The sequence below is a fragment of the Aeromonas sp. MR7 genome, assembly GCF_963899385.1.
Classification (GTDB): domain Bacteria; phylum Pseudomonadota; class Gammaproteobacteria; order Enterobacterales; family Aeromonadaceae; genus Aeromonas; species Aeromonas bestiarum.
In genome coordinates, this window is sequence record NZ_CAWQXH010000018.1 from 1 (window position 1) to 3,241 (window position 3,241).

Here is a 3,241-nt window from a genome sequence, read left to right on the forward strand (position 1 = left end):
CCGCCAGCAGGCCGAAAAACTGCCATGCCTTCATAGGCCCATCCCTCTGCCGCGGCTTGGCCTTGGTTGCAGCTCCTGCAGCTTCTCGTCCAGTGCGTTGTTCTGTTCGGCCAGTGTCCGGTTGTAGCCCTTGAGCTGGTCGATCTCGGCCCCTTGTCGACTTATCACGCCCTGGGCCTTATCGAGGTCCATAGAGAGCTTCCGAACCTCCCCCTGCGTCCTCTGCAGCTCGCTCTGGGCCTTCTGCGCGGTTGCGGTCGCCTGCTGGGCTTGCGCCACGTTGTCCGCGCTGTAGCGGCCCTTCTGGCGGCTAAACAGGACTTGCTTGAGCTGGGCATTCTCTTCGCGCAGCGCGGCGTTTTCCCGCTCCAGCTTCTGGGCCTTGGCGTGCCCGATCATCTTGTCGATCAGGGTGGGTGCTGGCGTTTGCCCTGCTGCCTTTCGGGGATCGTGTGGTGCCCCGCCGGGGGATCCGGGGGTGTATTCGCATTCGATGTGGGCGCTGATGGCCTGCCATGCCCGTTTCCGCAGGGCTGCGAGCTTGCTCGGCCCATCCAGCCACGCTTTGGCCTGTAGCTTGCCGTTCTTGACGGGGGTCACGACGACATGGAAATGGGGGGTGCTTTCGTCCGTGTGGAGATCGATCCCGACGCAGTTCTCGTCCCCGAACTCTTTCGCCACCCATGCCCTGATCCCTTTGGCGGCGAGGTTGAGCGGATCGGCGATGGATGAGATCGGACGCCCCTCGGGGAAGTCCGGCTCCGGCTCACTACGCCAGTCGGTCTGGTTGCCGAGCTGGATCACAAACTGGATGGCCTGCACGGCATCCTTCCGCTTTGCCAACCCCTTGGCCTTTGCTAGCACCTCCGGTCGCCATTGCTCTACCTGGTGGCGGCCTTCTGGGGTAAACCATGCCTCCGGTCTGAGCTGGCTTTCCGTCTTGTGGAGGCGAAGGTTATGTCCCTCTGCTCTGCCGATCGCTGGGGCCTGCATCTTATCGACTGCGAATGTAAACGAGAGCGCCATTGTGTCTTTGCTCCTTGGCTTTGGTCTCGATTGAGAGTACCAGAGTTCGATAGCAAAGTGTTCTCCTTACACTTTGGCAAGCAAAGTGGGAGCCCTGCGGGGCAAAAAGATCTGCCGCGCTGCGCTTGCCTCTTTGCTCCCAGGGAAGGGCGGAATGAAGCCCTTCCCTAGGAGCAAAGCCTTTAGTGCGGATTTGTCCCAACTCAGGCGGTCTGGTAGCATTCGCGCCCATTTTTCGAAACGCCGAAAAATGAGATTCAAATGGATGCGCAAATAGCCTCTTCTGGGTCTGTTTTTGTAAAAAACAATTTTACCGTTGCATTTTTTAATACTGAGAGGACTCGTATGGCGATTGTTGTGTAGTAATGTTTTTTAAGATCGTTAAAATGGCCATTAGGCGGATAACGCCTAATAAGCAAAAAAAAACCGCCCGAAGGCGGCAGTCAAAAATGACTATTAAATGTACTTGATGATGATGCTCAACAGTGTGAGCAGTGCCACTAGGGCGTCGATAAAATCGACAGCTGCCATAAGGTCACTCCATTGTTGCGTAGAACACATAGAGGCCCGGCATTCTGCTATTGCAAGTAGCAGAGGCTGGGCCTCTTGCTACTGCTCGATGAACTAAGCATCGGGAGCATTTTCACATGGATGCGGGGGCTATACCAAATCTCTCAGCATCACGGTCGCACGAATGCTCAAAAAACAACCAAAACAAGGGGTGTTGACGCGATCCGCGTCTGCAGCGTACCCTCTTGTCCAGAAACGAAAAAACCGCCCTGGCAGGCGGTTTGTTCGAAGGTGTAGTCAGTTGGGGAACCGACTTCACCCGGTAACGGCTCCATAGCGGGAAGCAGCTACCTCAATACCATTCAAGTTTAGCGGCTTCACGCCGTGCCTTTCAAGCAAATTCCCGCAACCAGACCCGTTACCGAAGGCCACCACCTTTGGCGTTTAGTCGTACCCGCACGGATTGGAAGCATGTAGATGTTGCCGTGTTGGGGTGTGGTTGGTCGGGCAGAACGGGGAAATCTCACACACTGCCCAGCGTGCGATCGCGCACCATAGCCTCCCAGGGATCGCAACCCTGGGGCATTTGCCACTAGAGCGTAACGGGGAACCAACCACGGCCAGCTCTTAAAAAATGGCGCGGTAGTCCGGCCCACAGGCGGGGACTGAAGCAGGTGCAGTATGGCGAGGTGTGTCTCTGGAGCGCGTGAGAGGGAGCTGCCGCAAGCAGTCTCGATAGTCCAGAGCAAGGCGAGCTGATCCAGCGTAACTACGTCATTTTTAACGTAGCCAAGCAGGAGGGCTCTCCTATCTTGAAGCGCAGCGAAAGATAGGAGAGCCCGTGTCTTGCGTCCTTTCTTAAAAAGAAAAAAAAGAGAGATGCTCTTGGCGAGGTGGGTCACTGCGCTTGTCCGTCCACATGCCATCGGTTCGGCTTGTGGGCGGCAGCAGTTATCCACGGACGCGGGTTAGGTTTGGCTCTGGCTGGAGGTACTTATGGAGTTCGACAAGCACCTGATCGAGCTTGATGGTGATCGGGTATGGCTACTGGATGCTGCTGGCAAGCGGTTGTGCGACATGACGGACATGCAGCTGCTCGATTTGGGGAGCCGGATCAGCGTGGAAGGTGGTCTGCTCAACTTCGATTTGGAGGCTGAGAAGTGGCGGGAATGCCTCATAGCCTTGGGCCTTGAGCCGCAGTGAAAATCATTTTCCAGATTCGATGGCTCAAATCTTGAATTCGATTGTTTTTGCCCTCCGGTATGTCACAATCAAATCGTCTATTTGAAGTTTCAAATTGGAGGTTTGATGATGCAGGAAAAAGAAGCCAAAACCATCTTCGACATGGGTGGATTCTCCAAGGCCATGATCGTTCCAACCCCCATGGGGGCGGGCTTCCATCTTCACCTGGTACGCTTTGGTAAAGCCGGTACCGAAGTGGTGGAGCGGCAGCGCGGCGGCTGGCGGGTCTTCTCCTCGATGGATGCGGCCGCCAACACAGCCCACGGCATCGGCTTTCGCCGCATCGAGGTAGACCTCAGCAGCCGCTAGGGTCGCGCCCAGCGCAGCAGGGCCGCCAGTGCGGCCATCGAGACAGCCCCTTCCCACCATGCCGGGGCTGCCCAACTGAACACGTCATGCAGGCCGAGCAGCCCCATGATCCAACCGTTCGATGAGCTGACGGCCCCTTTCAGGGCCAGCACCA

3 protein-coding genes are annotated in these 3,241 nt (G+C 56.8%); 2 read left to right on the forward strand and 1 reads right to left on the reverse strand.

Going from position 1 to position 3,241, the window contains the following annotated elements; translation table 11 throughout:
* Window positions 1–30: 30 nt before the first annotated feature.
* Window positions 31–1,026, reverse strand: coding sequence for a plasmid recombination protein (locus AACW87_RS11820; RefSeq protein ID WP_241326813.1), 996 nt, complete (start codon window positions 1,024–1,026; stop codon window positions 31–33).
* Window positions 1,027–2,532: 1,506 nt separating this feature from the next.
* On the opposite strand from AACW87_RS11820, the gene AACW87_RS11825 reads away from it, so the two are divergent.
* Window positions 2,533–2,739, forward strand: a complete 207-nt coding sequence (locus AACW87_RS11825) for a hypothetical protein (protein ID WP_241326814.1) — start codon at window positions 2,533–2,535, stop codon at window positions 2,737–2,739.
* A 108-nt stretch (window positions 2,740–2,847) separates the two neighbouring features.
* Window positions 2,848–3,087: a plasmid replication protein RepB gene (locus tag AACW87_RS11830; RefSeq protein WP_241326815.1), complete on the forward strand. Its 240-nt coding sequence runs from the start codon at window positions 2,848–2,850 to the stop codon at window positions 3,085–3,087.
* The last annotated feature ends 154 nt before the right edge of the window (window positions 3,088–3,241 follow it).

Excerpts from the sequence above, each read along its gene's own strand:
- AACW87_RS11830 (WP_241326815.1), top strand. The coding sequence starts at position 2,848 with ATGCAGGAAAAAGAAGCCAAAACCATCTTCGACATGGGTGGATTCTCC.
- AACW87_RS11820 (WP_241326813.1), bottom strand. The coding sequence starts at position 1,026 with ATGGCGCTCTCGTTTACATTCGCAGTCGATAAGATGCAGGCCCCAGCG.
- AACW87_RS11825 (WP_241326814.1), top strand. The coding sequence starts at position 2,533 with ATGGAGTTCGACAAGCACCTGATCGAGCTTGATGGTGATCGGGTATGG.